The 24,933-nt window shown below is 36.8% G+C and carries 13 protein-coding genes, 2 tRNA genes and 3 rRNA genes; 4 read left to right on the forward strand and 14 right to left on the reverse strand.

What is annotated here, in order from left to right; genetic code table 11:
* Window positions 1-4: 4 nt before the first annotated feature.
* Complete coding sequence (locus tag FJOH_RS21875; RefSeq protein ID WP_012026209.1) at window positions 5-2,800, forward strand: glycosyl hydrolase; 2,796 nt, start codon at window positions 5-7, stop codon at window positions 2,798-2,800.
* Window positions 2,801-2,817: 17 nt separating this feature from the next.
* Window positions 2,818-3,942 carry a glycoside hydrolase family 88/105 protein gene (locus FJOH_RS21880; RefSeq protein ID WP_012026210.1) on the forward strand — a complete coding sequence of 375 codons (1,125 nt, stop codon included), beginning with the start codon at window positions 2,818-2,820 and terminating at the stop codon, window positions 3,940-3,942.
* A 66-nt stretch (window positions 3,943-4,008) separates the two neighbouring features.
* Here FJOH_RS21880 and FJOH_RS21885 read toward each other — a convergent pair whose 3' ends face one another.
* The 5 genes from FJOH_RS21885 to FJOH_RS21905 form a co-directional block, all read right to left on the reverse strand.
* Window positions 4,009-4,629 carry a hypothetical protein gene (locus tag FJOH_RS21885; protein WP_012026211.1) on the reverse strand — a complete coding sequence of 207 codons (621 nt, stop codon included), beginning with the start codon at window positions 4,627-4,629 and terminating at the stop codon, window positions 4,009-4,011.
* Window positions 4,630-4,660: 31 nt separating this feature from the next.
* Window positions 4,661-5,134: a DUF6428 family protein gene (locus tag FJOH_RS21890; protein WP_012026212.1), complete on the reverse strand. Its 474-nt coding sequence runs from the start codon at window positions 5,132-5,134 to the stop codon at window positions 4,661-4,663.
* Window positions 5,135-5,150: 16 nt separating this feature from the next.
* Complete coding sequence (locus FJOH_RS21895; RefSeq protein ID WP_012026213.1) at window positions 5,151-5,483, reverse strand: ArsR/SmtB family transcription factor; 333 nt, start codon at window positions 5,481-5,483, stop codon at window positions 5,151-5,153.
* A gap of 340 nt (window positions 5,484-5,823) precedes the next feature.
* Window positions 5,824-7,446, reverse strand: a complete 1,623-nt coding sequence (locus tag FJOH_RS21900) for a patatin-like phospholipase family protein (protein WP_012026214.1) — start codon at window positions 7,444-7,446, stop codon at window positions 5,824-5,826.
* 289 nt (window positions 7,447-7,735) lie between these two features.
* Window positions 7,736-8,566 carry a M57 family metalloprotease gene (locus FJOH_RS21905; RefSeq protein WP_012026215.1) on the reverse strand — a complete coding sequence of 277 codons (831 nt, stop codon included), beginning with the start codon at window positions 8,564-8,566 and terminating at the stop codon, window positions 7,736-7,738.
* A 511-nt stretch (window positions 8,567-9,077) separates the two neighbouring features.
* On the opposite strand from FJOH_RS21905, the gene FJOH_RS21915 reads away from it, so the two are divergent.
* Both FJOH_RS21915 and FJOH_RS21920 read left to right on the forward strand, forming a co-directional pair.
* Window positions 9,078-11,789, forward strand: coding sequence for a S8 family serine peptidase (locus FJOH_RS21915; protein ID WP_012026216.1), 2,712 nt, complete (start codon window positions 9,078-9,080; stop codon window positions 11,787-11,789).
* Between the two features lie 134 nt (window positions 11,790-11,923).
* The gene (locus tag FJOH_RS21920) at window positions 11,924-13,885 is read left to right on the forward strand and encodes a GAF domain-containing hybrid sensor histidine kinase/response regulator (RefSeq protein ID WP_012026217.1); all 1,962 of its coding nucleotides are present in this window, start codon (window positions 11,924-11,926) and stop codon (window positions 13,883-13,885) included.
* Between the two features lie 66 nt (window positions 13,886-13,951).
* Here FJOH_RS21920 and FJOH_RS21925 read toward each other — a convergent pair whose 3' ends face one another.
* The 9 genes from FJOH_RS21925 to FJOH_RS21965 all read right to left on the reverse strand — a co-directional run bounded on the left by FJOH_RS21925 (window position 13,952) and on the right by FJOH_RS21965 (window position 24,916).
* The gene (locus tag FJOH_RS21925) at window positions 13,952-15,310 is read right to left on the reverse strand and encodes an NAD-dependent succinate-semialdehyde dehydrogenase (RefSeq protein ID WP_012026218.1); all 1,359 of its coding nucleotides are present in this window, start codon (window positions 15,308-15,310) and stop codon (window positions 13,952-13,954) included.
* Between the two features lie 99 nt (window positions 15,311-15,409).
* Window positions 15,410-16,567: a tetratricopeptide repeat protein gene (locus tag FJOH_RS21930; protein ID WP_044047999.1), complete on the reverse strand. Its 1,158-nt coding sequence runs from the start codon at window positions 16,565-16,567 to the stop codon at window positions 15,410-15,412.
* 289 nt (window positions 16,568-16,856) lie between these two features.
* Window positions 16,857-16,966: ribosomal RNA gene (gene rrf, locus FJOH_RS21935) — 5S ribosomal RNA — on the reverse strand.
* Window positions 16,967-17,118: 152 nt separating this feature from the next.
* Window positions 17,119-20,002, reverse strand: a 23S ribosomal RNA gene (locus FJOH_RS21940).
* A gap of 187 nt (window positions 20,003-20,189) precedes the next feature.
* Window positions 20,190-20,263 (reverse strand) — tRNA-Ala (locus FJOH_RS21945).
* 140 nt (window positions 20,264-20,403) lie between these two features.
* A tRNA-Ile gene (locus FJOH_RS21950) sits at window positions 20,404-20,477 on the reverse strand.
* A 125-nt stretch (window positions 20,478-20,602) separates the two neighbouring features.
* A 16S ribosomal RNA gene (locus FJOH_RS21955) occupies window positions 20,603-22,116 on the reverse strand.
* The 16S, 23S and 5S rRNA genes sit together here with 2 tRNA genes alongside, the layout of an rRNA operon.
* A 696-nt stretch (window positions 22,117-22,812) precedes the next feature.
* Complete coding sequence (locus tag FJOH_RS21960) at window positions 22,813-23,469, reverse strand: rhamnogalacturonan acetylesterase (protein ID WP_012026220.1); 657 nt, start codon at window positions 23,467-23,469, stop codon at window positions 22,813-22,815.
* 100 nt (window positions 23,470-23,569) lie between these two features.
* Entirely contained in the window at window positions 23,570-24,916 is a 1,347-nt protein-coding gene (locus FJOH_RS21965) for a glycoside hydrolase family 28 protein (RefSeq protein ID WP_012026221.1), read from the reverse strand.
* Window positions 24,917-24,933 lie beyond the last annotated feature (17 nt).

The following is a 24,933-nucleotide window of genomic DNA, read 5'->3' on the forward strand; positions in this document are numbered from 1 at the left end:
TATAATGAAACTATCCTTAAAAACCTTCTTTTATACAATGCTGCTTTTTAGTTTTTTTCATGCCTTTTCTCAGGAAAAATTAGTTTCGCCCTGGCCGGAATCCAGTAACATAAATCAACCGTGGGCACGCTGGTGGTGGATGGGAAGTGCGGTGGATAAACCTAACTTAAAAAGAAGTCTGATTGATTTTCATAAAGCCGGAATTGGCGGTGTCGAAATTACGCCAATCTATGGTGTTAAAGGAGAAGAGAACAATTTTATTGATTATTTATCTCCAAAGTGGATGGAAATGCTTGACTATACAATTCACGTTTCTGACAGCTTAAAGATGCAGGTTGATATGGTTTTAGGTACCGGATGGCCGTACGGAGGATCGCACGTAACTCTGCCTCATGCCGCAACCAAACTAATTGTAGAAAAATATACAGTTAAGAAAAACGAAACTTTTGATCGAGATATTACTGTAGACAGCAGTAAAGAAAAAACACCGGCATCACTTTTATATGTTGTGGCATACGGAAACGATGGTTCGTTTGTTAACCTGACCAATGAGCTTCAAAACAAAAAGGTTAATGTAAAAGACAAAGGACTCGAAGGCTCAAACATTAAACTTCCTAACAAACTCGAACCAAATAAATTAAACTGGAAAGCAAAAAAGGCTGATTATACAATTTATGCTGTTTTTAGCGGTAAAACCGGACAACAGGTAAAAAGAGCCGCTCCGGGCGGAAAAGGCTATACTTTAGATCATTATTCTGAAGAAGCTTTAAAAGCTTATGTCATTCCTTTTAATGAGGCTTTGAAAGGCAGAGAAGGAAAAATAAGAGCTGTTTTTAATGACAGTTTTGAAGTCTACGGAACTGATTTTACACCGAATTTCTTTGAAGAATTTCAAAAATTACGCGGTTACGATTTAAAAAAACAACTTCCTGTTCTGCTGAATGAAACTGATAATGAAATTGGAAACCGAATAAGAAGTGATTATCGCCAAACCATTTCTGATTTGTTATTGAATAAATTTGACAAATTTTGGACGAACTGGGCACATTCTAAAAATTTCAAAACCAAACTTCAGGCACACGGTTCTCCCGGAAATTTAATCGATTTATATGCTTCTGCCGATATTCCGGAATGCGAAACTTTTGGTTCGATGCCTTTTGATATTCCGGGTTTCAGACGTGATAAAGAAGATATACGCGAAGGAGATGCTGATCCTGTAATGCTGAAATTTTCTTCTTCGGCCGCGCATATCTCAGGAAAAAATCTGGTTTCATCCGAGACTTTTACATGGCTTCGAGAACATTTCAAAACTGCTTTGTCTCAGTGCAAACCCGAAGCCGAAGATTTAATGCTCAATGGTGTTAATCATATTTTTCTGCATGGATCTACTTATTCGCCAGACCGTGCTGTATGGCCGGGATGGCAGTTTTATGCTTCAGTAAATTTCAATTCTAATAATACCATTTGGGAAGATGCGCCGGCTTTGTTCTCTTATATTTCAAACTGTCAGTCGCTGTTACAGCAGGGAAAACCAGATAACGAAATCCTGCTTTACTGGCCTATTTTTGATGCCTGGGATAAATATGAAAAAGGCACTTTGTTTTATCAGTTCAAAATACATTCTTTATCTGACTGGCTTTATGGAACTTCTTTTTACGATACCACAAAAAATCTCATGAAAAAAGGCTACAGTGTTGATTTTATATCTGATAATTTCATTGCCGAAGCCAAAGTTGTCAATGGAAACATTGTACTGCCTGGAGGAAATTTTAAATCATTGGTAATTCCGTCCTGCAAAAAAATGCCTGTTGAAACCCTGCAAAAACTTATCGAATTAAAAAAAGCAGGAGCCTGTATCCTATTTGAAGGACTTCCAGAATCGGTTCCGGGATTTAAAGATTATAAAAAGCAAGAACAGAACTTAAAAAATCTTTTAGCTGAAAATAAAATACAAGCCGTTTCAAATATTTTTACAAGTTTAGAAGATGCCAAAATTCTACCTGAAAGTTTAGTAAATACCGGTTTAAAATCCATCAGAAGAGATATTAACGGCGAAAAAATCTATTATCTGGTCAATCATACTGCTAAAACAATAGACGATTTTATTCCGCTTCAAGTTGAGAATAAAGAAATAATACTTCTTGATCCGCTCACACACGAATCTGGAAATGCCATTGTCAATAAAAAAGATAAAATCACTTATGTAAAAATCAAAATTGAGCCGGGACAATCCTATTTTTTAAAGACTGAAAATACGGCTTCACAAAAAAAATGGAACTATTTTGAAAGCGCTTCTGAACCCATTGCATTAAAAGGAAACTGGAAATTATCGTTTGACAAAGGCGGTCCTAAATTACCTGCTGATGCTGTAGTTTCAAATTTAGAATCATGGACAAAATTAAGTCCGGATGCTGAAGCTTTTTCGGGATCAGCAGCTTATACGCTTCAATTTGAGAATCCAAATCCTAAAATAGAAAATTGGAGTCTTAATCTTGGCGATGTACGCGAAAGTGCTAAAGTCTGGCTGAATGATGAATTTATTGGTACTGCATGGTCAGTTCCGTATAAACTGAACATTCAAAAATTGAAACCCGGAAAAAATGTTTTAAAAATTCAGGTAACCAATCTTCCTGCAAACCGAATACGTGATATGGAATTAAAAGGTCAGGAATGGAAAATTTTTCACGAAATAAATATGGTCGACAAAGATTATAAAAAGTTTGATGCAACAAAATGGATTCCAATGCCGTCCGGACTTTTAGGTCCTGTAACCCTGACCGCTCTAAAACAAGAAAACTAACTGCCAAATAACCACAAATGAAAAAATTAATTTCACTTTTAGCCGTCTCCATTTTTTACACTTCGAGTCTTTCTGCACAAGAACCATTTGATAAAAAATTGGTTTTAAAGCAAATGATGCTTGCCAATGATTATTTTATGCAAAAATGGCCCGACACAGGAAAAACAATTATTACCAATAAAGAACGTCCTAGTAATATCTGGACGCGCGGGGTTTATTATGAAGGATTAATGGCACTGCATGAAATTTTACCAAAAGAAGCATATTATGATTATGCTTATGCTTGGGCTGAATTTCACAAATGGGGATTTAACGGCGGCAACGTAACCCGAAATGCTGATAATTACTGTGCAGCTCAGACCTATATTGATTTGTACAATTTAGAACCTGATGCTAAAAAACTTAAAAACACAAAGGCAAATATAAACATGCTTCTCAACACGCCTCAGCTAAATGACTGGTCATGGATTGATGCCATACAAATGGGAATGCCTGTTTTTGCCAAAATGGGAGTGTTAGAGAAAAACAATCGTTATTTCGAAAAAATGTACGACATGTATATGTTTTCACGAAACAAACACGGCGATAATGGTTTATACAATCCTAAAGAAGGCTTATGGTGGCGTGATGCGGATTTTGATCCCCCGTATAAAGAACCTAACGGCAAAAACTGTTATTGGAGCCGTGGTAACGGATGGGTTATTGCCGCTCTGGCAAAAGTTTTAACTATTATTCCTGAAAATGCACCGCACAGGGAACAATATGTAAAAGATTTAAAAGCTATGGCTGGAGCACTGGTTTCTATTCAAAGAGTTGATGGTTTTTGGAATGTAAGCTTACACGATCCATCAAATTTTGGTGAAAAAGAAACATCCGGAACCGCTTTATTTATTTATGGAATGGCGTACGGAATAAACAGCGGGATTTTGAAAAAAGAAACCTATTTACCTGTTATTCAAAAAGCATGGAATGCTATTACAACCGAAAGTCTGCACACAAACGGTTTTTTAGGTTACCTGCAGTCGACTGGAAAAGAACCAAAAGACGGACAACCTTTGTCTTACGACAAAATTCCTGATTTTGAAGATTATGGTTTAGGCTGTTTTTTATTGGCCGGATCAGAAATTTATAAATTAAAATAACAACAAAAAAGGCGGACATATAATATGGACCGCCTTTTTTTATCAAAACACTAACAACAAAATATCCTACATCATAAAAAACAAAGCTTTTTGAAGAGTATCAGACTGCACTTGATCTGCATAAGGCTTCAAAAACTTTATACCTGATATTTTTGGAATAAATTCAGATTTACTTTTAAAATACAAGGCTAAATCTTTAAAAATTTCTGTCCTGCTTTTTGAGCCGTCTATTAAAACCAAATTTTCTATTTCTTTAAAAAAAGACAAACTGCTAAATAATTGTTTATCAAACAAAAAAAGCATAACATTTGTTCCTTTTCTTTCTAATCTTAAAAAATCGAGTAATTCAGCTTTATCATATACAACAAATATTGAACGATCAAAATCGCTGGACTCATTATCGTTATCTAACAAAAATGAATCTTCAGAAAATTCAAAATCGCTTTTAAATTTTCTTTTAGACATCTTTAAAAACACTCCTTTATTATCCCCCGCCTGCGCCCATATCTGCGATAAATGACTTCTTCTGGAATTATGTGTACAAATAAAGTTAAGGTTAATCTGTTCCTGGTTATTTACTTTATCTTGAATATATTCTATTAAAGGCTGTAATACAGCTTTACGATCGTCTGAAATCTTATTAAAATCAAAAGACTGAACTGTTTTTTCTATTTCTGGAAATAACATATTTTATGGTTGTAATTGTTTATTAAAAAAATTAACAGCATCCACCGCCCGGAGTACATGAATTTGAATTATCTGTATGAAGCTGTGTCAATTTTATTTTGGGTTTCTCAGAAGGAATACCGCATTGTTCCTGAGCCAGACAAGCCGTCTGCTTGTTTAATAAAATGAAATTTTTACCGTTAAAATCTAAATCGTATTTACCTATAGTAGTATCCTGATATTCAACTTCTATTTCATGATCTTCAATGCCTAAAACATTTTGAGAAAGTTCGATAATGTGAATCAGTTTTTGCGGTTTCAGTCTGTGTTCATAATCGTTGGCATTCCAAAGCTGAAAATTTACCATTGTTTCTTTTCTTACCGTACCACCGCAGTCAATAAAGTTTTTGGTAATTAAACCTACTTCGGTTACATGAAAATATTCTGGAACAAAATTTCCGTTTGGCAGTTCAAAATTTACTGTTTCGACAGTTTTTAGTATCTCTTTAATTTCTGATAGTTTCATAACACTTTCTTTTTAGTTAACAACATTCGTTTCTTTTCTTAGCCAGATGAGCCGAAATATGCTCAAAAAAGCTTTTTATTTTTTCTAAACCCGGTTCGTTAATACAATAACAAATAGAATTTCCTTCAATACTGCCTTTAATAAGTCCGGCATTTTTCAATTCTTTAAGATGCTGGGATACTGTAGGCTGTGAAAGCGGAAGCTCATTTACAATATCACCGCAAATGCAGGCATCTGCTTTTAATAAATATTCCATTATAGCAATACGGGCAGGATGCCCTAAAGCTTTGGCCAAAACTGCCAGTTCATTTTGGCTTTCTGTAAAGTGATCTGTTTTTGTTGCTCCCATTGTTATATTTTTATATTGCAATATTACGATATAGAATTGAAAGAATAAAGAAATTGTTCTATATTTTTTAAAAGAGGGGTTCGTTTGTCAGCCCTGTAAACAAAAAAAGAGAAAGTTAAAAACTTTCTCTTTTAAAGGATATACGTAAAAATGTAAAAAATCTTAGCCGAGAATTTCACAACCAGCCCGATGTTTACAGCTGCAAATTTCAAAATACTGTATTTTTTCAACAACCTCTAAACGGTATTTTAATTACAATTTAAGCCATAATTAAAATTCAATAATGCAGAATATTTGTTTTTAAATTTATGGCAGACCAACAGCATTGGAAAATACAGGGTTACAATGTTTTTTTTCGTTCCTCTTTATACACTTCCCAGTTAAACTGCTCCAAAAAAACTAATGCTGCTTCTACACCTGCTAAGAATAATTTTCTTTTTTCATTTTTAGTCAGTGCAAAATTCAGCCAGCTTATTTTTGTATCATACGTGTTTATTTCGGCAATGCTGAATTTTTTATAAAACGGATTAATTGCCAAAAATGATGAATCTTCGTTATTTCGCAGTGTATTGAGAATACTGAAAGCGTAACTTGCAAAGGTAAGGCGCAGCTTTTTATTTTCAACAGGCTTCTCATCTTGTATGCGCGCTCCAAAAATAGGCACCCTGGCCTCTGTTATATGACTGTTATGAAATAAATTAATAGGGAAATTAGAAAGTGAACCTCCGTCAATAAAAATACTTTCGGTAGAGAGATTAATAAATCCTTTTGTTTTCAGCCAGTCACTGGTATTATTTACGGCAATTTTTTTCGGTTCAAAAAACACAGGTATTGCCATAGAAGCTCTTACAAATACAGCGGGGCTGCCCTCAGGATCAAACTTGTACAGTTTTTCGTCTTTAGGCAGTACAATTTTGCATTGATTGGCAATATCTGTTGTCACAAAAGAATAGTCAAAACCAATTTTATCAATGCTTTCTTTCTGATGTGCTTTCTCTTTATTGGTTAAAGCATTGTAATCCTGAGAGTCTTCTTCCCTTATAAGATACAAATTAGGCGGGTTTTGATTAAAATTTGAATCATTAGGTTCAAAAGACTTATTATGATCTGTTTTTTTAAGCACCTCATCGTAGATGTCCGAATACCATTTTTTATCTGATACCGTATTTTTAAGACTGGAAAGATTATCGAGTGACTCCACTCTGGCACCTTTTGTACTCATGAAAATTTTATCATTTAGTATAAAATCACCTTCTGATTTTGATTTTAAATCTTTTAGATTTTTGATTCCGAAAATTTCTAATTCCTTCTTTAAAAATTCCTCAAAACTTTTACCGGGATTAATGCCGTAATTGTATTTGTGAAATCTATATAACAACATTATTACTCTTACGGTGATAAACAAAAAAACCGCTAAAAAAACGAAATATGCAATTTTTAGAGAAAATCCAATCGCCATAAAAATCGGCAGAATAATTAAAGCGAGCAGCGCGATAATTCCATAAAACCAAGCTAAATTTTTCAAAAAATTCGAACCGCTGGTGAAAGAAAAAATTATTTTTTTTACAATTCCCAATTTGGCATCAACAAAACTTTTGAGAGAGAACCGCTTATCATCCATCATCATATCATATAACTCCGCTGATTTAGGTTCATCTTTACTGCCCATTGCAGCAAGAAATAAGGTATTAATGGCTCCTGCGCTGGTTCCTGCAATTCTAAGAAACCGTATGCCGACATATTCTAGCACAAAAGCGTAACCCACTAATGAAATACCGAGTGTTCCGCCTCCTTCTTGTACAAAATTGATCCATTGCAGGATACGTCCATTTTCGTCTTTAGAAATTACATCTGAAAATCTTTTATCTGACAGTTTATCCAGCCGTTCTGAAACTGATAACAGATTTGTTCCCAGTTTTTCTGCTCCGATATCTTTTTTAATTAATTCTAGATCTGTTTTCATAGCTTAGATTAATTTTTAGTATTTGAATTTCTGGAATTTTTTCACTGGACTGATCCTCCAGATTATTTATTTCTAACTAACATTTACAACTACTCAGTAATTATTGATTTACAACAACTTACAATTCAAATATATTATTTTTAGCTAAATACACCACAACGTATTTATACCTAATTTTTTCTATTAAAAAACTGGATAAACGAGTCAAAATATATCCAATAAAAAAGGCTGTTTCATAAATTATGAAACAGCCTCTTCTATTTTGCAAGATACCCCTATAGTTTAGTTTTTAATATAAATAGTTCAATGCTGTAATATCATTAGCATTGAAAGCACCGGTTTCGTTTGAACCGAAACACGCTCTCATGTAAGAAGTAGCATCATATCCAGAAGGTGTTCCCGGAATAAGAATTGCTCCTACACCAGCAGTTCCTTCATTTGAATTCTGCCCGCAGCTTTGACGGCTGAACCAGTCTGTATGACGCAGACCAATACAATGTCCTATTTCATGTGCCGCAACGTGTGCGTTTACATTTGTTGAATAAGAATCTAATCCTGAATATAAGGTAACTGAATTATATGGATTTCCTCCTGAAGGGAAACCAGCTACTCCGCCGGCAGATCCGGTTTGTCTCCGCACTACAATGTTTGCGCCTGAAGTACTTGAACTAAAAGTCAAAGTAAAGTTTATAGATAATCCTAAATTATTGTATCTGTTTATAGCAGCCTGCAGTCCGTTACGCATATTGGTAGTCAGGGCTGTTGTACCAGTTCCTGATAAACCAACAACTTTGATCGTTCTTGGAGCAGATACTAAATTAGTAGTACGGTATTGTTCTGTTGTAATACCTCCGTGAAGATCCATTTTGTTTAATTGTGCCTGCGTGATGATAATATCCCCTTCTACAAGGAACGCGTCTTCAACAGCACCTTCTAAACTAGTATTTTGGATCACCTGCACATCTGAGGTGTTCAAAGAAAGTGATTTAAGTTTTTCCAACACCTCTGGTGTTACTTTTAAAGACTCTTGACCAGATGATACAGTCTCATCTTCTTTGTTACAAGACAATAGTACTAATGCTGTAAATGACAGAATCAGGATTGATTTAATTTTTTTCATAATAATTTCTTTAGTTTGTTAAATAAATTGATAGACAGGGGTTCTTTTACAAAATATTGTAATATTTATTATCAAATTTATATATATTTTAATCTTAAAATACTTATAAAAATGAAATATAACAAAATTAACACTTTTTGTTATAATATTACAAATCAGATATTTAACCTTAATTGTCTTAATAATGGTGTCAGCCCTTTTATTTACTAGAATAATGTAAATCAATGCATTAAACACAAAAGGATTTTTAAAATTTTTGTTTGTGTTCTGTGGGAGGCTAAAAACACATTTTGCAGTCATTAATCCTATTCAAAAATCTAATTACACCCTTCTAAGAAAATCGTATTTCAATAAATTTGAAAGGTCAGATAAGAAAAAAATAATAAAATTTGTACAAATATTTTAATAACTTTGATTTATCTGCAGCATATTTCAAACAAAAATAATTATCCCTTGCTTGATCATAATTAAGAGGTACTAAAATCTGCAGACACCTTAACATCTACAGTAAATGAAGACCACAATTACTTTTTTCATTTTTATGATCACCACAATCAGTCTCTCGCAAAGCTCTGATAAATGGAAACAATACATGAAAAAGGAAAATGATATAAAATTTGAAAAATATTATTTTACGTCTTTAGAGAATGCATACCTCAACCATTATAAAATTGTAAAAAAACTTGACAGTACTTTTTGTATTGTTGAAAACCAAAAGTCCAGATCTGGCAAGTCTTTACAAAAGATGCTCCCGGTTAATAATTTATGGAAACTGCCTTCTAATTTTTCAAATCACAACGAAGACAAACCGTATATAATAGCTGCTGATTCTCTTCAAAATTTAATTTACGACCTGAAATCACTCGACATTACAGACATTAAAATACTTAATGATCATCTTGTATTGATAAAAAGTGATTCTAAAAAAATTATGGATCAGGTTGCTGCCCTGAGCAGTGTCTCTTCTATTTCGCAGGAATCGCTTTTAGCGAAAACCGAATCTAAAATAACCGATCAAAATTTTAGTATTAATTATATCAATAAAGCCCATACTGATTTTCCTCTTTTAAGAGGTGAAGATCAAACCGCAGTAATTAAAGATGATTTTTTTGATGTTAATGATGTCGATATTTTGAACAAGCATATTGCTTCTACAACACAATCTGCTGTGGTATCGAACCATGCAACGGCCATGGCTACTATAGTGTGCGGTTTAGGAAATAGTTCTGTATTAGGAAAAGGTGTCGCTCAAAAAGCCAGACTCGTCTCATCTGATTTTATGAATATTTATCCTGATGAAATTGAGACTTTACAAGGAGCCACGACTTCAAATCATTCCTACGGGACAATAATTGAGAATTTTTACGGCTCGCTCGCTAGTGCTTATGACGATCAATTATTTTTAAATACAGATTTAACGCATTGTTTCTCATCTGGAAATACTGGTCTTGAAGGTTATAAATCTATTACTGGTAATTTTAAGCAGTCTAAAAATAGTATTGTTATGGGCTGTGTTGACCAAAACGAAGTAATTATGCCTTTTTCTTCAAAAGGTCCCGCGTATGACGGCCGGATAAAACCAGAACTGGTCGCGTTCAGTACTCAGGGAACTTCAAATTCAACCGCATTGGCTACAGGAATTATAACTCTGATGAAACAACATTATAAAAACATACACAACAAGACTCTCTCTAATGCCGCAACAAAAGCAATTTTGATTAACAGCGCCAAAGATTTAGGCAGTACAGGTCCTGATTTTACTTATGGTTATGGCAATATCAATGCTGATAAATGCCTGAAAACCATCAGCGAGAACAGAATTATATCCGACAGTCTGACCTCTGCCCAAACTAACGCACATACGATTAATGTTCCTGAAAATGCAAAAAACTTAAAAATCACCTTAGTCTGGAATGATCTGCCGGCTGCAATTAACAGTAATATAAGTTTGGTAAATGATTTAGACCTTGAAGTTATTACGGCTGACAACTCTGTTTTTCTGCCTTGGGTTCTTAATCCTAATATTCCTGAGCAGCAAGCACAGAGAGGAAAAGACAAACTTAACAATATTGAACAGGTTACTATTGAAAATCCCGTATCGGGATCCTGTACGATCAATATCACGGGTTCATATATTTCAAATACTTCCCAGATATACAGCATTGCTTATGAATATGAACTGGAAAATCAATTTCAGTGGAATTATCCCGCTGCTAATGATAATTTCCCTTATGATGGTAAAACGATTTCACCCTTTAAATGGGATTCTTCTTTTTCGGGCAGCTCAGGAAAATTATCTATTAGTTATGATAATGGACAGAACTGGGAAATTATTGCAGACGGCATCAATCTGGATTCCGAACAATTAACCTATACGCCTTCTGAAAAAAGATTTTCAAAAGCAAAATTAAAAATGACTATCAATGATACTGCTTATATATCGGATGATTTTATTATTTCTTATGATTTAAATATCCGTACCAGCTTAGTTTGTGACGGCACAACTGAAATTAATTGGGACAAGCCCGCCGGTATTGCTTCTTTTAATATTTATCAGCTTCAAGGAGATGGTTTTGAATTTAAAGAACAAATAACAGCCGCAGATTATACTTATACAGATGGAAATATTTATACTGTAACTCCTGTGTTTGACAACAGTGAAGGAATTAAAAGCGAGTCAGCACTACAATATGCCCAAAATTCAAATTGTTATTTTGAACTGGCTTCTGCCGAAATTTATCAGGAAGATAAAGTAAAGATTGATGCCGGTCTTTTCAGCTTGTACAATATCAAAAGAATTGAGCTGGTCAAAATAATTAATAATGTTCAGAGTATTATCAGTACAATAAGTGATGTCAATTCCAAAACATTTTATTTTTTAGATACTGAACCTGCTAAGGGCAGAAATCAATATAAGATAAATTTAATTTTAGAAAATAACAATGTAATAAGCTCCTCAATTCTTGATGCTGATTATAGAGATAGTGATTTCTTTTTTATCCATCCTACGCTTATAGGCAAAAATGAAGAATTATTTATCGAAGCCCCAAAAGAACAAAATGCTGTTTTCTATCTCTACACTATCAGCGGACAAAATACGATTACTTCACCTCTCATTTCCTTAACTAATAGCATTACTTTAAATACTGCCTCAGGAATTTATATCTACAAAATAATTACGGGTTCAGGTAAAGTGCAGACAGGAAAAATTGCTATTTTTTAAGCACTTTGAGAAATTTTTATATATTGTTTATCTGTGAATTATATAAGAAATACCGCATAAATATATAACTGTTAAAAATAGAATATTCGTAAATTTAAGACTTAATTTATCTGTCATGAGAAATCCCTTTGTCCATGCCTTATAATGAATCTGAACGCCTGGATATTCTAAAGCGTTACAGTAATATGCTGGAAGCTCTTCCGGGATATGCATTTGATGATGCAACTTCCCTGGTATCCTATATCTGTGGTGTACCAATTGCCTACATTGCTTTTATTGACGAAAACCGCCAGTGGTTCAAATCTGAAATTGGTCTTGGCTTTTCCATAGTGCCGCGTGAAATTACTTTCAGCCGTTACACTATCATGGATTCTTCTCTGGTAGAAATTCAAGACACACTGCTCAACGAACGTTTTAAAGATGATCCTGATGTAAAAGGAGGTTTAAAAATACGGTTTTATGCCGGAATGCCGCTTATTACGCCAGATGGTCACGCAGTCGGGGTTTTATGTGCTGCAGATCACGAGCCGCGCTCACTCAATGAAAATCAAAAAAGGGCGCTTCATATCGTAGCACGCCATGTTATTACAACACTTGAACTTGGGATAAAAAACAACGAACTTCTCAGACAAAAAAAAATTGCCGAAAGTGCTGTACTGGCAAAAGAATCTTTTTTGGCTAATATGAGCCATGAAATCAGGACACCTCTAAATGCTATTATCGGTTTTACTGAACTTTTGTCCGGAACACCGCTCGATAAACAACAGCAGGCTTTTATACAGGATGTTCAGACAGCCGGGGAAAATCTTTTACTCATAGTGAATGATATACTGGATTTATCTAAAATTGAATCCGGAGGACTTTCTCTGGAAAAACAGCCCTTTAATTTAAAAAAATCACTCCGCCATGTCTACGATCTTCTAAAAGTAAAAACTGCTGACGGTGTTGAATTTAACTTGTTTTTGGATGCCGAACTTCCTGATGTTATTACAGGCGATCAGGGAAGACTGAATCAGATAATGGTAAATCTGGCAGGAAATGCTCTTAAATTTACAAATGAAGGTGAAGTGACCATTTCCGTGAAAAATAAAGGAGAAACAGAGGATTCTTATACCATTCGGTTTTCTGTTAAAGATACCGGAATAGGTATTCCGAAGGAGCATCTTGAATCTATATTTGAACGATTTACACAGGGTCAGGAAGACACTACAAGAAAATTTGGAGGCACTGGTCTGGGATTGAGTATTGTTAAAGAGCTGGTAAAACTGCACGATTCAAAAATACAAGTTAAAAGCCGTGAAGGCGCAGGATCGGAATTTTTTTTCACAACGACGTATAAAAAACCAGCCAATGTAAAAGAAAATCCTAAACTGCTTCCGGTAAATGATCTGGGCAGGCTTAAAATATTGCTTCTTGAAGACAACCGCTTAAATCAGAAACTGGCACAAAACGTTATTGAAGGGTTTGGATTTGAGATTGATATTGCAGAAAATGGAGATCAGGGTATAAAACTTCTTTCAGAAAACCAATATGATCTGGTATTAATGGATCTTCAGATGCCTGCAAGAGACGGTTATCAAACTACGCATTACATTCGCAGTGAGCTCAAAAATGAAATTCCTATTATAGCCATGACAGCCCATTCTCTTGCTGACGAGCATCATCGTTGTCTGAATGCCGGAATGGACGGTTATGTGCCAAAACCCTTTAAACAGCATGAACTTCTTGAAGCCATTAAGCAAGCTTTGAAAAAGGATCGCCGCCCTTTGATTCCTTCTAAAGCAGATTTATCTGCAATTGAAAAAACTGACCGTATAAAACCTGGGTGGAAAAAAGAAGTTACCTCCCAGTTTATCCAGAAGGCTCCTGTAGAACTAAAAGAATTACAGCAGGCTGTTTATCGTAAAGATTTCAGATCTGTACTGCAAACCGCAGAACAGCTTCAGGTATGGCTGCATCTTTTCCTGCTGGAGAACTTAAGCCAGACCCTCACCTCTATCGAAGATCAGGCCCGCAAAAAAGAATTCACTGCCGAAACTGCTGACAATCTTGATATCCTGCACTGCAATATTGAGGAAATTATAAAAGAACTGTAATTATTTTTTTACTGAATTTCTGGTCTGTTTCCTAAAACCTGCATATACCGCCTGAGCAACAATGAATCAATATTTTTTAATATAAACCGTTTTTTTGTTTACAAATTCCTGTATCCCATCAACTGATAGTTCACGTCCATATCCTGAGTTTTTTGTTCCTCCAAACGGAAGTCTTTGATCGCTTTTAACAATCTCGTTTACAAATACTGCCCCGTCATCAAATTTTGGAATGAGCTTATAAGCCCTGTCAAGGTCTTCTGTGTAAAGAGATAATCCTAACCCAAAAGAGCTTTCATTGGCAAGATCAACTGCCTGTTGATCAGTATCAAAAGTAGTAATTCCGATAACCGGACCAAATGTTTCTTCTTGAAATAAAGGCATATCGGGCGTTACGTTATCTAAAACTGTCGGTTCAAAAGAGGCATTCTCTCTTTTACCTCCCAAAAGTATTTTGGCTCCCATTTCAACAGATTTTTTTAATTGTCCTTCCAGTTCTTCTGCAAGATCAACTCTTGCCATAGTGGCGATCGAAGTCTGCTTATCCATAGGATCTCCCTGTTTAAGCTGTTTTACCTGTTCTATAAAAGCTGCTGTAAATTCATTGACAATACCAGCTTCTACCAAAAGTCGTTTACCGGCAATACAGCTTTGTCCCGCATTTTGGAACCGTGATAAAACGCAGCTTTTTACTGTTTCATTCATGTTGCAGTCTGCAAATACGATCAAGGCATTGCTTCCTCCCAGTTCTAATACTGTTTTCTTGATTTCGCTTCCCGCAGCGGCAGCCACAGATCTGCCTGCTTTTTCACTTCCAGTCAGGGTAACGGCCTTCACTATAGGATTTTTGATAATTTTCTCTACTACTGCGCTTGAAACAGGCAGGTTTGTAAAACATCCCTGTGGAAATCCGGACTTTTTAAAGATATCTTCAATATTCTGGGCACTGTTCATCACATTACTGGCATGTTTTAGAACTGCCGTATTACCTGCCATTAATCCCGGCACCGCAAAACGAAAAACCTGCCAGAATGGATAATTCCACGGCATAATTGCCAGTACAACACCAATTGGCTCATACTTAACATAACTTCTGTAAGCTTCGGTTTCAATTTCTTTATCTGCAAGATGTTTTTCTGCATTTTCAGCATAATAATCACACAGCTTGGCACATTTTTCAATTTCTGCAGCAGATTCAGAAATTGGTTTACCCATTTCTAAGGTAATCACCGCTGCATAATTTTCTACATTTTTTCTCAGTTCATCTCCAAGAGATTTCATCAAGGCTGCTCTCTCGGCAAAAGATGTTTCTTTCCATGATTTGTACTGTTCGTCTGCTTTATCCAGTGCTTTTTGAATTTCATCGTCATTAAATTCTCTTATTTCGAAAACTTTCTCAGATGTATAGGGATTTATGGATGTTATCATAAAATAAATATTTAAAATCAAGAATCTTTTTAAAAACAAAAGTTACGATTTTTCTCGTAAACTATGTGCATTAAAATAAGATTTGCAATGAACAGCAGGCTATTTATAATCTATAATTTCAAACAACAGATCGTACTTATCCCCTAATTTTTTCTTTAACCGCTGTTTGCTTTTTTTGACAGCATCGATTGTAACACCCAATAGATTAGACATTTCATAATTATTAAAATCTAATTTTTGAAGCATTATTATTTTAAGATTGGATTCTTTTAGTTCAGGAAAATTTTCCATTATCGCATTATAAAAATCGGTATGCTGGTTTATAAACTCTCGTTTAAATGCATTCCAATTTTCATCTGTCATTAAATGAGTGCTTAACATTTCCTGAAGTTTCCTTTTCTCGTCATTTAAATGTCTGGAAGTTGTAGTTTTAATTACTTCAAGCTCATTTTCTAAAATAGAAATCTGTTTATTTTTATTTTCAAGATATTCTGTATACGCATCTATATCTGAACTGGCATCGTTAAGCTTTTGTTCAAAAAGCAGCCTGTCATTTTCAAGTTTTATTCTTTTTGCTTTTAATTTTTTATTTAAAGAATGGTACAAAACAATACTTAATGAAATGGTTAAGATTAAAATTAGAATATAAATCTTTTTCATTCTTTCTCCCTGCTCTAATTCCAGCCGGATTTTATTAGTATCATTTTCATATTTCTTCTTCTGAATAAGCCAATGCGATCTTTGCAATACGGTATTGCCGTTTGTACTAAGAAGATATTCATCAATTTGTTTAAGCTGACGTCTTAACAAAAGCTCTTTTTCTGGATTTCTACCATTTAAAATACTAAGTTTTAATTCAATTACTTCTTTTAAAGAACTTCTGTAGTAAGATTTTGAACTCGCAATATTTCCGGCCCTGTCTAATATTTCTTCAACCTTATCGGTATCTTTTAGTTTTAAAAGAATTTTAGCCAATAATATAGAAGCATACATCTCATTCTTATCAATTTTAAATTTTTGAGAGTAAAAAATATCTTGTTTTAATAAATGTACGGCATCTTTTAGATTTCCTTTTTCTTCGTAAATGAGTGCTTTATCACCTAAAATTTTTGCATATCTTGCACTGTCGCCAACTTTTAAAGCCATTGCTTCAGATTTATTTAAATAATGCATGGCATTTGCTAAATCTTTGTTTCTAAAATAACAGTTGCCAATTGCGTTTAAAACACCAGCAGATTCTGAAGAAGGAGTTTTCATATACTGCATAGATTTATCGAGAAAAAATAATACCTACAAGCAGATTCTTCTTCAAAAGAATGTTTTAACCCAATTTCAGTTGCATATTCTGACATCTCTTCAAAAAAATGTATTTCTCAAATATAAAATTGGAAACAGATTTATTATCAGACTAAAAACAAATGAATAAATAGAAATTTTAAAACGGTTTAATAGATTATAAACCACAAAATCAGAAGAAATAAAAAGAAAATCCAAACTTTACAAAAGCAAAAAATCCTCATCAAATAAATGATGAGGATTCTTAAAAGAAAGGCGACGACATACTCTCCCACAAAACTGCAGTACCATCTGCGCAAGCGGGCTTAACTTCTCTGTTCGGGATGGGAAGAGGTGAGCCCCGCCGCAATAACCACCTTAAGGTCATTCGCTGCTAGCAGCTTTTAATTATTAATTATCAATTATAAATTGTTAATTATCAATTAAACAATATTTTAACATACTGAGATAAAGAAAAGTAAGTTTTTGTTTTAGAAAGTTTCCTCCCGGGCCTTTCGGCCCGGGAAAAGGGTGTACATAAGCTTACGGATTATTAGTACTACTCGACTATGACATTACTGCCTTTACATCTATAGCCTATCAACGTGGTCATCTTCCACGATCCTTAAAAGAAATCTCATCTTGTGGTGGGTTTCGCGCTTATATGCTTTCAGCGCTTATCCCTTCCCAACGTAGCTACTCTGCGGTGCCCCTGGCGGGACAACAGATACACTAGAGGTTAGTCCAATTCGGTCCTCTCGTACTAGAATCAGATCCACTCAAATTTCTAACGCCCGCAGTAGATAGAGACCGAACTGTCTCACGACGTTCTGAACCCAGCTCGCGTGCCACTTTAATGGGCGAACAGCCCAACCCTTGGGACCTTCTCCAGCCCCAGGATGTGACGAGCCGACATCGAGGTGCCAAACCCCCCCGTCGATATGAGCTCTTGGGGGAGATCAGCCTGTTATCCCCGGCGTACCTTTTATCCTTTGAGCGATGGCCCTTCCATGCGGAACCACCGGATCACTATGCTCTACTTTCGTACCTGATCGACCTGTATGTCTCTCAGTCAAGCTCCCTTATGCCATTGCACTCTACGCACGGTTACCAAGCGTACTGAGGGAACCTTTAGAAGCCTCCGTTACTCTTTTGGAGGCGACCACCCCAGTCAAACTACCCACCAAGCACTGTCCCCCGCATAGCGGGGTTAGGCCTCAGATAAACAAAGGGTTGTATTTCAACAATGACTCCACAACGCCTGGCGACGCCGCTTCATAGTCTCCAACCTATCCTACACATCATTTATCCAAGGTCAATACTAAGCTATAGTAAAGGTGCACAGGGTCTTTTCGTCCCACTGCGGGTAAACGGCATCTTCACCGTTACTACAATTTCACCGAGCTCATGGCTGAGACAGTGTCCAGATCGTTACACCATTCGTGCAGGTCGGAACTTACCCGACAAGGAATTTCGCTACCTTAGGACCGTTATAGTTACGGCCGCCGTTTACTGGGGCTTCAATTCAATGCTTCTCCGAAGATAACATCTCCTCTTAACCTTCCAGCACCGGGCAGGTGTCAGGCCCTATACTTCATCTTACGATTTTGCAGAGCCCTGTGTTTTTGATAAACAGTCGCCTGGACCTCTTCACTGCGGCCCTGATTGCTCAGGGCGACCTTTCTCCCGAAGTTACAGGTCTATTTTGCCTAATTCCTTAGCCATGAATCTCTCGAGCACCTTAGGATTCTCTCCTCAACTACCTGTGTCGGTTTACGGTACTGGTACTAATTACCTGAAGTTTAGAGGTTTTTCTTGGAAGCCCTTAGGCGCACTATCTCTTTGTCCGAAGACTCCGAGTACTATCGTATTTCACCAGTTCCTGCGCATTTTACTACAGGACCTATAGCTAGGTACTTCAACGAACTATTCCGTCAGTTCGCGGCGCTTTCATCACTCCGTCACCCCATCACAGTAATTAGTAGTACGGGAATATTAACCCGTTAGCCATCGACTGTCCCTTTCGGGTTCGCCTTAGGACCAGACTAACCCACAGCTGATTAGCATAGCTGTGGAAACCTTAGTTTTTTGGTGTGCGGGTTTCTCGCCCGCATTATCGTTACTTATGCCTACATTTTCTTTTCTAACCAGTCCAGCCCTCCTTACGAAAAACCTTCAACCCTGTTAGAATGCTCCCCTACCACTTGCAATTACTTGCAAATCCATAGCTTCGGTAATATGCTTATGCCCGATTATTATCCATGCTCGTCCGCTCGACTAGTGAGCTGTTACGCACTCTTTAAATGAATGGCTGCTTCCAAGCCAACATCCTAGCTGTCTGGGCAGACAAACCTCGTTCTTTCAACTTAGCATATATTTGGGGACCTTAGCTGATGGTCTGGGTTCTTTCCCTCTCGGACTTGGACCTTAGCACCCAAGCCCTCACTGTTAGTGAACATTATACAGCATTCGGAGTTTGTCAGGAATTGGTAGGCGGTGAAGCCCCCGCATCCAATCAGTAGCTCTACCTCTGTATAACTTTATAACTAACGCTGCACCTAAATGCATTTCGGGGAGTACGAGCTATTTCCGAGTTTGATTGGCCTTTCACCCCTACCCACAGGTCATCCGAAGACTTTTCAACGTCAACCGGTTCGGTCCTCCACTGTGTGTTACCACAGCTTCAACCTGCCCATGGGTAGATCACACGGTTTCGCGTCTAACACTACTGACTAAAGCGCCCTATTCAGACTCGCTTTCGCTGCGGATCCATACCTGAAGTACTTATCCTTGCCAGCAGCGTTAACTCGTAGGCTCATTATGCAAAAGGCACGCCGTCACCCCACGAAAGGGCTCCGACCGCTTGTAAGCGTATGGTTTCAGGATCTATTTCACTCCGTTATTCACGGTTCTTTTCACCTTTCCCTCACGGTACTGGTTCACTATCGGTCTCTCAGGAGTATTTAGCCTTAGCGGATGGTCCCGCCGAATTCAGACAGGGTTTCACGTGCCCCGCCCTACTCAGGATACCACTATCTATTACATTTATTACCCATACGGGGCTATCACCCTCTTTGGCGTCACTTTCCAGTAACTTCCGGTTCTGCATGCATAAAATGTCGTGGTCCTACAACCCCAGCACTGCCGTAACAGCACTGGTTTGGGCTAATCCGCGTTCGCTCGCCACTACTTACGGAATCACTTTTGTTTTCTTCTCCTCCGCCTACTTAGATGTTTCAGTTCAGCGGGTTTGCCCACCTATCGGTGTGCTATATCTTCAATATAGCGGGTTGCCCCATTCGGATATCTGCGGATCAATCTGTGTGTGCCAGTCCCCGCAGCTTTTCGCAGCTTATCACGTCCTTCATCGCCTCTGAGAGCCTAGGCATTCCCCATACGCCCTTATTTTGCTTATTGTACCAATCTTGTTACTTAAAACAAGACCGTTTTTTTTGTTTTTTACAATAAAATTGTAAAAAACGCTTTCTACTTTCTTATTATTTTCTTATCTCAATATGTCAATGAACTTTATCTAGTCAAAAGTCAAAAGTCGTCAAGTGAATCACTTTGGACTTTATGACTTTAATCTTTATGACTAAAATCGTGGAGAATAACGGAGTCGAACCGTTGACCTCCTGCGTGCAAGGCAGGCGCTCTAGCCAGCTGAGCTAATCCCCCAATCTAATTATGAATTGTGAATTATGAATTAGGAATTATTTGTAATTCGTAATCTTTCAACTCTAGAATTTCCTTCTTTTTAAGCTTTTCAGTCTTTTTAATTATCAATTAACAAGTATTAATTGTCAATTCTTAAAAAGTAGTCCCGGGCAGACTCGAACTGCCGACCCCTACATTATCAGTGTAGTACTCTAACCAGCTGAGCTACGAGACTCTGTTTTACTTAATTTTTATCATTTTTTTTAAATTAACAGCAAGAGTAATACAATCTAAAATTCAAAACCTTTAAATTTCATCATTTTTCCTAAGCGTGCATTACTGCTAACACTCAGGCTCTAGAAAGGAGGTGTTCCAGCCGCACCTTCCGGTACGGCTACCTTGTTACGACTTAGCCCTAGTTACCAGTTTTACCCTAGGCAGCTCCTTGCGGTCACCGACTTCAGGCACCCCCAGCTTCCATGGCTTGACGGGCGGTGTGTACAAGGCCCGGGAACGTATTCACCGGATCATGGCTGATATCCGATTACTAGCGATTCCAGCTTCACGGAGTCGAGTTGCAGACTCCGATCCGAACTGTGACCGGCTTTATAGATTCGCTCCTGGTCACCCAGTGGCTGCTCTCTGTACCGGCCATTGTAGCACGTGTGTAGCCCAAGGCGTAAGGGCCGTGATGATTTGACGTCATCCCCACCTTCCTCACAGTTTGCACTGGCAGTCTTGTTAGAGTTCCCGACACTACTCGCTGGCAACTAACAACAGGGGTTGCGCTCGTTATAGGACTTAACCTGACACCTCACGGCACGAGCTGACGACAACCATGCAGCACCTTGTAAACTGTCTTGCGAAAGATCTGTTTCCAAATCGGTCAGTCTGCATTTAAGCCTTGGTAAGGTTCCTCGCGTATCATCGAATTAAACCACATGCTCCACCGCTTGTGCGGGCCCCCGTCAATTCCTTTGAGTTTCAAACTTGCGTTCGTACTCCCCAGGTGGGATACTTATCACTTTCGCTTAGCCACTGAACTTGCGCCCAACAGCTAGTATCCATCGTTTACGGCGTGGACTACCAGGGTATCTAATCCTGTTCGCTCCCCACGCTTTCGTCCATCAGCGTCAATAAACTGGTAGTAACCTGCCTTCGCAATTGGTATTCCATGTAATATCTAAGCATTTCACCGCTACACTACATATTCTAGTTACTTCCCAGTAATTCAAGTTCAGCAGTATCAATGGCCGTTCCACCGTTGAGCGATGGGCTTTCACCACTGACTTACTAAACCGCCTACGGACCCTTTAAACCCAATGATTCCGGATAACGCTTGGATCCTCCGTATTACCGCGGCTGCTGGCACGGAGTTAGCCGATCCTTATTCTTACGATACCGTCAAGCTCCTATACATAGGAGTGTTTCTTCTCGTACAAAAGCAGTTTACAATCCATAGGACCGTCATCCTGCACGCGGCATGGCTGGTTCAGACTTGCGTCCATTGACCAATATTCCTCACTGCTGCCTCCCGTAGGAGTCTGGTCCGTGTCTCAGTACCAGTGTGGGGGATCTCCCTCTCAGGACCCCTACCCATCGTGGCCTTGGTAAGCCGTTACCTTACCAACTAGCTAATGGGACGCATGCTCATCTTTCACCGTTGTGACTTTAATTACAAAGTGATGCCACTCTATAATACTATGAGGTATTAATCCAAATTTCTCTGGGCTATCCCTCTGTGAAAGGCAGATTGCATACGCGTTACGCACCCGTGCGCCGGTCTCAAAGCCCGAAGACTTCTACCCCTCGACTTGCATGTGTTAAGCCTGCCGCTAGCGTTCATCCTGAGCCAGGATCAAACTCTTCATCGTATATTTTAATATTATATCTCGATGAATATCTATCGGTTTCTTTCCGAATCTTTCGATTCTATTACTCTTATTTCTTTTGTTCTAACATCTCTGTTAAAACGGCTGTCAATTCAATATGTCTACGAACGTAATTTCTTTGTATTCCGCTTGTCTCTCAAAGCGGGTGCAAAACTAAAACTTCTTTTTGTTTCTCGCAAGAAAAATTTAAAAAAATTTGAAACTTTTTTTTTCGTTTCTTTTTTTCTATTTTTTCTTCCAATCTTTCAATGAACTTCCGTGTTTTGCGGGGTGCAAATGTAAAAAGCATTTTCAAATCTCACAAGCTTTTTCGAATCTTTTTTTTTGAAAATTTCTTCTCTTTTAATTCTTATTCCTGTCAGTATTTCTGTGAACGTTTTTCGCTGTTGCGGGTGCAAAAGTACCACCTTTATTTACATTTACAAGTCTTTTCTTTATATAATTTCAATCTTTTTTAAAACTTTTTCTTAACTCACTCATAACAGCTGATTTACATCTTTAACTTTTTTGAATAGCTGTAAGAAATTATTTCATTCCTGCTATTTTCCATTTATAGTACCACAAATGATATTGATTTTTCATCTATATATTCTCTTTAATTATAGTCTATATTATATAATAGATCGGCATCGAGAAGTATTAATCCTCTTTACATTTAAGTAGTAATAGCGTTTGATACTATTTGATTCCCTTTTTAAGCCTTGAAAGAGACGGATCTTCTTCCGCTTTAATCCTATTGATTACAATTTGTGCTATTGCTTTTGCCCCTTCTAAAGAAAGATGTGTATCATCTGCTTTGTCTTTATCATAATATGGATTCTCTGCTGCTTTAAAATGAAGATGCAGTTTTTTTGATTTTTCCGGACCATAAGATTGTTCTAACAATTCTGTATAGTATTCTAAATCTATAAAAGGTACTTTATATTCTTGTGCAGTTAAACGTGTTTCAAGCGGATAATCGCCATGAGTAGGAACTAAAACTCCTTTTTCATTAAAATTACGTCTGGCAATAGATGTAAGCAAAACCGGAATGGCTCCTTTTTCACGACTTTCTTTTACAAAACGAATCAAATTATACCTATATGTAGTATGTGGATTGGTATAACGGGTTGAGTCTTCTATTTTTTCATCGTTATGCCCAAATTCTATAAATACGTAATCTCCTTTTTTCAGTTTTTTATAAATAGAGTCCCAGCGCTTTTCATTTATAAAGCTTTTGGTACTTCTGCCATTTACGGCTTTGTTTACTACTATAATATCATCATTAAAGAAAGACTGCAATACTTGAGCCCATCCGTGTTCTGGATTTCGATCCGGATCTTTCTTATTGGCCATTGTGGAGTCACCTATAGTATATAAGGTTGTTTTTTGTGCGAAACAGGTTGTGGAGATTAATAATATTAAGCAGATGATTTTTTCATTTTATTCTTTTTATTTAATGTTTTGAAACCGCCGTTGGCACAGTTGCTCTTTTACCTATAAAAACATCAGTCATTATTACATTTTCTGCATTTTCATTTGACAAGGCATTTTTTGCTTCTTTTATATCTATATTATTTAAGGATATGCTTCTGATTTTTTTATCGGAGAATCCCTGAATGACAATTCCTGATTCTGATGCTCTATTACATGTAATATTTGAAAAATGGATATTTGAAATATCAGACTGATAACCTTCACCTTCTCCATGATAATTGGCTGTTATATAAAGACAATCTTCGACTTCATCTAATTGTAAATTTTGAACAAACACATTTTTGATGTAACCTCCTCTGTCTGCATTGGTCTTTAAATAAATTCCTCTTTTTAAATAGCCGGCGGTTTTACAGTTTTCAACAAACACATTTTGTACTCCTGCTGACATTTCACTGCCAATGACAACTCCGTGCAGTCCTTTAAAGTTACAGTTCCTAATTACGATATTCTCGCTTGGCGATGCAGTATTAGCTCTTCCTTCATGATCTCGTCCGGCTTTTATAGCCACATTGTCGTCGCCATTGTCAAAAGTCACATTTTCGATTAAAACATCTTTTGCATATTCAGGATCAATTCCGTCATTATTATAGTTTAATGATTTATAACTGATGCCTCGAACCGTTATGTTTTGTGATTTTAAAAGGTGCAGACACCAAAATGGCGAGTTTTCAATTCTAACATTTTCTACTAATATATTTTTGCAATTTAAAAACTGGATCATCTGCGGACGCAAAAAGTAACCTTCTCCAAACTTTCTGTCGCTTACAGGAACATTATTATGATTCATTTCCCTGCTCAGGTTTTTACCTGCTCCTTCTTTAGCTTTGAAACTTTTCCATATTTTTCCTCCCTCGCCGTCAATTATTCCTACTCCTGTTATAGCGATATTGGTACAATCAACTGCATAAATCAACGGACTGTAATTATAAAGCATTGTACCTTCCCAGCTTGTCAATACTAAAGGATAATCCTGAGGGTTGTCGCTGAATTTTATCTTGGCTCCTTTTTCAATTTTCAGATTTACATTGCTTACAAAATGGATAGGGCCATTTATTTTATAAATTCCTTTTGGTACTATAATAGTTCCTCCGCCTTTCTTTTTACATAAAGCCATTGCTTTATCAAAAACAGCTTTGTTATTTGTAATAGAATCTCCTTTTGCTCCTAATTTTAAAACATTAACCTGATAAGCAGAAAATACAGGAGGCTGAATTCTGCTTATTATTGAATCGGCTTTTGCTCTTGGAAAATTATTTTGCTGAGCAAATGAAACATAGGAAATTAATAATAGAAGTAAATATTTCATTTTTTTAGGTTCTAAGG

Source organism: Flavobacterium johnsoniae UW101 (assembly GCF_000016645.1).
Taxonomy (GTDB): domain Bacteria; phylum Bacteroidota; class Bacteroidia; order Flavobacteriales; family Flavobacteriaceae; genus Flavobacterium; species Flavobacterium johnsoniae.

What these genes read in the sequence shown, in the direction of transcription:
- FJOH_RS21875 (WP_012026209.1), top strand. Translation starts at nt 5, where the DNA reads ATGAAACTATCCTTAAAAACCTTCTTTTATACAATGCTGCTTTTTAGT.
- FJOH_RS21880 (WP_012026210.1), top strand. Translation starts at nt 2,818, where the DNA reads ATGAAAAAATTAATTTCACTTTTAGCCGTCTCCATTTTTTACACTTCG.
- FJOH_RS21885 (WP_012026211.1), bottom strand. Translation starts at nt 4,629, where the DNA reads ATGTTATTTCCAGAAATAGAAAAAACAGTTCAGTCTTTTGATTTTAAT.
- FJOH_RS21890 (WP_012026212.1), bottom strand. Translation starts at nt 5,134, where the DNA reads ATGAAACTATCAGAAATTAAAGAGATACTAAAAACTGTCGAAACAGTA.
- FJOH_RS21895 (WP_012026213.1), bottom strand. Translation starts at nt 5,483, where the DNA reads ATGGGAGCAACAAAAACAGATCACTTTACAGAAAGCCAAAATGAACTG.
- FJOH_RS21900 (WP_012026214.1), bottom strand. Translation starts at nt 7,446, where the DNA reads ATGAAAACAGATCTAGAATTAATTAAAAAAGATATCGGAGCAGAAAAA.
- FJOH_RS21905 (WP_012026215.1), bottom strand. Translation starts at nt 8,566, where the DNA reads ATGAAAAAAATTAAATCAATCCTGATTCTGTCATTTACAGCATTAGTA.
- FJOH_RS21915 (WP_012026216.1), top strand. Translation starts at nt 9,078, where the DNA reads ATGAAGACCACAATTACTTTTTTCATTTTTATGATCACCACAATCAGT.
- FJOH_RS21920 (WP_012026217.1), top strand. Translation starts at nt 11,924, where the DNA reads ATGCCTTATAATGAATCTGAACGCCTGGATATTCTAAAGCGTTACAGT.
- FJOH_RS21925 (WP_012026218.1), bottom strand. Translation starts at nt 15,310, where the DNA reads ATGATAACATCCATAAATCCCTATACATCTGAGAAAGTTTTCGAAATA.
- FJOH_RS21930 (WP_044047999.1), bottom strand. Translation starts at nt 16,567, where the DNA reads ATGAAAACTCCTTCTTCAGAATCTGCTGGTGTTTTAAACGCAATTGGC.
- FJOH_RS21960 (WP_012026220.1), bottom strand. Translation starts at nt 23,469, where the DNA reads ATGGCCAATAAGAAAGATCCGGATCGAAATCCAGAACACGGATGGGCT.
- FJOH_RS21965 (WP_012026221.1), bottom strand. Translation starts at nt 24,916, where the DNA reads ATGAAATATTTACTTCTATTATTAATTTCCTATGTTTCATTTGCTCAG.